This window comes from Pseudomonas sp. PS02302, assembly GCF_029959585.1.
Lineage (GTDB): Bacteria > Pseudomonadota > Gammaproteobacteria > Pseudomonadales > Pseudomonadaceae > Chryseomonas > Chryseomonas aestiva.
Genome location: NZ_JASCON010000148.1, coordinates 1 through 3,839 on the forward strand (window position 1 = coordinate 1; position 3,839 = coordinate 3,839).

The 3,839-nt window shown below is 67.5% G+C and carries 5 protein-coding genes; 2 read left to right on the top strand and 3 right to left on the bottom strand.

Features of this window, described 5'->3' with window-relative positions; translation table 11 throughout:
• Positions 1–73: 73 nt before the first annotated feature.
• Entirely contained in the window at positions 74–355 is a 282-nt protein-coding gene (locus tag QMX82_RS25420; RefSeq protein ID WP_133862742.1) for a peptidylprolyl isomerase, read from the bottom strand.
• A 153-nt stretch (positions 356–508) separates the two neighbouring features.
• On the opposite strand from QMX82_RS25420, the gene QMX82_RS25425 reads away from it, so the two are divergent.
• Entirely contained in the window at positions 509–1,357 is an 849-nt protein-coding gene (locus QMX82_RS25425) for a CAP domain-containing protein (protein WP_187979984.1), read from the top strand.
• Here the strand turns inward: QMX82_RS25425 and QMX82_RS25430 are convergent.
• Both QMX82_RS25430 and copM read right to left on the bottom strand, forming a co-directional pair.
• Positions 1,354–1,734 (bottom strand): VOC family protein, encoded by a 381-nt coding sequence (locus QMX82_RS25430; protein ID WP_178083934.1) that lies wholly within the window; start codon positions 1,732–1,734, stop codon positions 1,354–1,356. The two genes, QMX82_RS25425 and QMX82_RS25430, sit on opposite strands and share 4 nt — an antisense overlap.
• 61 nt (positions 1,735–1,795) lie before the next feature.
• Positions 1,796–2,131, bottom strand: coding sequence for a CopM family metallochaperone (copM, locus tag QMX82_RS25435; protein WP_282288746.1), 336 nt, complete (start codon positions 2,129–2,131; stop codon positions 1,796–1,798).
• 417 nt (positions 2,132–2,548) lie between these two features.
• On the opposite strand from copM, the gene QMX82_RS25440 reads away from it, so the two are divergent.
• A complete protein-coding gene (locus tag QMX82_RS25440; RefSeq protein WP_208692137.1) occupies positions 2,549–3,739 on the top strand; it encodes a sugar transporter in 1,191 nt (396 codons plus the stop codon).
• Positions 3,740–3,839: the final 100 nt, after the last annotated feature.

Here is a 3,839-nt window from a genome sequence, read left to right on the forward strand (position 1 = left end):
CACGCCGCCCGCAACCCGGGTGGGCGCCGGGGGGGGGCGGGGCCCCCCGCGGGGCGGGGGACCACCGGCGCGATCAATCTTCGCGGCTGGTGACTTCCACCAGGTGATAGCCGAACTGGGTCTTTACCGGACCCTGGACCTGGTGCAGCGGCGCGCTGAACACCACGGTGTCGAATTCCTTGACCATCTGGCCCGGGCGGAAGGTGCCCAGGTCGCCGCCCTGGCGGCTGGAGGGGCAGCTGGAGTTGTCCTTGGCCACCTGGGCGAAGTCGGCGCCCCCTTCGATGGCGGCTTTGAGTTCGTTGCACTTGGCTTCGTCGGAAACCAGGATGTGGCGGGCAGAGGCTTTGGCCATGGGAGAGACTCCTGTTGAATGAGCCGGCGAGCCTACCCCAATCACCCCTGCAAGCAAACTGCCATCCGTTCCTCGGTTGGCCCGTCGCCTGGCTTGCGCCTCGGGTTCAGGCCGGGTACATAGCGCTTCCCTGTTTTCCGGATCCGCTCGCGCATGCCTCGTCTATCTGTCTTTTCCCTGTTGCTGACTACAGGCCTGCTGGCCCAGGCCGCCCTGGCCGCGACGCCCGAGGAGGCGCGGCTGGTCAGCCTGATCAACGCCTATCGCGCCGCGCCCCAGGGCTGTCCCGGCACCCGCGCCGCGGCGCCCCTCACCGCTGACGGTCGGCTGGCGGCGGTGCGCCTGACCGGTCGTGATCGGCTGCAGAGCGATCTGCGCGCCGCGGGTTATCAGGCGTCCGCGGTGCAGGTGATCATGCTGGCAGGCGCGCCGACTGCCCAGGCGGCCATGGCCGGGCTGCGCCAGCAGTATTGCCGACCGTTGGCCAGCAGTGACTATGCGCAGATCGGGGTAAGCCAGCAGGGACCGCGCTGGCAACTGGTGCTGGCGCGGCCGGTGGTGAGCGCCGGCCTGGGCGACTGGCAGACCGCCGGCAAGGCGGTGCTCGCCGAGGTCAATCGCGCCCGGGCCCAGGCGCGCACCTGCGGCACCCGCCGCTTCGCCGCCACCACGCCGTTGCGCTGGAATCCGGCGCTGGCCAATGCCGCCCTGGCCCACAGCCAGGACATGGCCGGGCGCGACTACTTCTCCCACACCGCCCCCGGTGGCGGCACCGTGGCCGAACGGGTAGCCAGGCAGGGTTACGGCTGGACCCGCATCGGCGAAAACATCGCTGCCGGCGCCGGTTCGGTCACCCAGGCGATGCAGGGCTGGCTGGCGAGTCCGGGTCACTGCGCCAATCTGATGAATCCGGAATTCACCGAAATGGGTGCGGCCTATGCCCTGAATCCGCGCAGCACCCACAGCCTCTACTGGACCCAGGTGTTTGGCCGGCCGCGCTAGGTCGGGTACTCGGCGATCTCGATCAGGTTGAGGTCGGGATCGCGCACATAGACCGAGCGAATCGGTCCGGTGGCGCCGGTGCGTGCCACCGGGCCTTCGATGATCGGCCAGCCTTCGTGCTGCAGATGGGCGATCACTCGCTCCAGCGGCTCACGGGCGATGAAGCAGAGGTCGAGGGCGCCCGGCACCGGCAGGTGGGCCTTGGGTTCGAATTCGTGCCCCCGCTCGTGCAGATTGATCTTCTGATTGCCATAGCGCAGCGCCTTGCGCCCCGCGCCGAATGTCTCCAGGCGCATACCCAGCACCCGGGTGTAGAAATCCTCGCAGGCGGCGAGGTCCGTGGTGGTCAGGACCAGATGGTCCAGATGGTCGATCAGCATGGCGGTCTCCGCGTCGGGACGGGTAGCTCACTGTGCCAGTCCCGGACGCGGCGTACCATCACTTGGCGTGGGCCTTGATCCAGCGGTTGAGCTGGTCGATTTCCTTCTGCTGGGCCTGGATGATGTCCTCGGCCAGCTTGCGCATCTCCGGGTCCTTGCCGTGCTGGAGCTGGTAGCGAGCCATGTCGACCGCGCCCTCGTGGTGGGCCAGCATGCCCTTGGCGAAGGCCAGGTCCGGGTCCTTGGCCTTGAGGCCTTCTTCCATGCCTTGGTGCATGGTCTCCATGCTCTTCTGCATGTCCTGGTGGGGCGGATGCTGGGCCTCGGCGGCCTGGGCGACGCCGCCCGCCAGCAAGGTGAGGGCGAGCAGGGTGGAGGTAAGGGCAATACGCATGTGCAGAGCTCCTGACTGGGCTGACGACGCCGAGGCTAGAGCTTGCCCCTGGGGCAAGGTCAATGACCCGCTGCCTTTCGCCACCAGCCTGACCTGGGTAAAAGGTTTCGCGATGTTTTGTCGCAGCGACAGGCAGCTGCCAGGCTTGTCCCTGGGCAAAAAAGCCCCGCCGATCAGGCGGTTGGGTATTCTGACCGGCTGCTCGCGGCCGCCAGGCGCAACTGCAGGTGGTTGTGAGGGTCCGAAGCAACAGCGTAGAATTTTTACCACATCCAATTCCAATCCCTACCTACAGCAGACTTCTCGCTCGCGATCAGGCATCGCAGGCGGGTCAAGCCTTTGCTCGTGGGTTTTCGTCGTCGGCTTTCTGCCTGGAAGTCGCTGTCCACCCTTTCGCTCTGGAGTAGAAGACCCCCCATGGATGCTACCGCCGAAGCCCGGAAATCCAGCTGGTCCGGTGTCATCGCCCTGGCCCTGGCCGCCTTCATCTTCAACACCACGGAATTCGTCCCGGTGGCGCTGCTCAGCGACATCGGCCGCAGTTTCGACATGCGTCCGTCGCAGGTCGGGTTGATGCTGACCATCTATGCCTGGGTGGTCGCCCTGATGTCGCTGCCGATGATGCTCGCCACCCGCTCCATCGAGCGGCGCCGCCTGCTGATGTTCGTCTTCATCGTCTTCGTTGCCTGCCACGGCCTCTCCGGAGTGGCCTGGAGCTTCGAGGTGCTGGTGGCCAGCCGCATCGGCATCGCCTTTTCCCATGCGGTGTTCTGGTCGATCACCGCCTCGCTGGCGGTGCGCATCGCCCCGGCCGGCAAGCAGACCCAGGCGCTCGGCCTGCTGGCCACCGGCACCTGCCTGGCCATGGTGCTGGGCATTCCGCTGGGTCGGGTACTGGGCGAGTTGCTCGGCTGGCGCTACACCTTCGTCGCCATCGCGGCGCTGGCGGTGGGCACGGTCCTGTGGCTGGCGCGCAACCTGCCGCTGCTGCCCAGCGAGAACTCCGGTTCCCTGGCCAGCCTGCCGGTGCTGTTCAAGCGCCCGGCGCTGCTGTGCATCTATTTGCTCACCACCCTGGTGGTGACCGCCCACTTCACTGGCTACAGCTACATCGAGCCCTTCGCGGTGGAAGTGGCGGGCATGGGCGGCATGCAGATCACCGCCTTGCTGCTGCTGTTCGGCGGCTCCGGGGTCATAGGTTCGCTGCTGTTCAGCCGCTACAGCCTGAGATTTCCCAATGGCTTCCTGGTCGCGGCCATCGCCGGCATCGCCCTGTCGCTGCTGTTGCTGCTGCCCTTCGCCTGGAAAAGCTTCATGCTGGAAGGGCTGAGCGTGGTCTGGGGCATCGCCATCATGAGTTTCGGCCTGGCGCTGCAATCCAAGGTGCTGGCCCTGGCCAAGGACGCCACCGACGTCGCCATGGCGCTGTTCTCCGGCATCTACAACGTCGGCATCGGCGGTGGCGCCCTGCTGGGCAGCGTGGTGGGGACCCATGTCGGCATGCCCTACATCGGCCTGGTGGGTGGCAGCCTGGCGGTGGCTGGCCTGCTGTTCGCGATCTTCATGACGCGGCGCTACACCGAGCAGCTCAACGCCAATCCGCTGTAAGGCCCGTGGGCGCCTCCTCGGCGAGGCGTCCCGGCCACGCGCCCCCGGGGGCGCGGACTGTGTGCCCGGGCGCGGGCCCCCCGCGGGGGGCGGGCCCGGG

Excerpts from the sequence above, each read along its gene's own strand:
- QMX82_RS25420 (WP_133862742.1), bottom strand. The coding sequence starts at position 355 with ATGGCCAAAGCCTCTGCCCGCCACATCCTGGTTTCCGACGAAGCCAAG.
- QMX82_RS25425 (WP_187979984.1), top strand. The coding sequence starts at position 509 with ATGCCTCGTCTATCTGTCTTTTCCCTGTTGCTGACTACAGGCCTGCTG.
- copM (WP_282288746.1), bottom strand. The coding sequence starts at position 2,131 with ATGCGTATTGCCCTTACCTCCACCCTGCTCGCCCTCACCTTGCTGGCG.
- QMX82_RS25440 (WP_208692137.1), top strand. The coding sequence starts at position 2,549 with ATGGATGCTACCGCCGAAGCCCGGAAATCCAGCTGGTCCGGTGTCATC.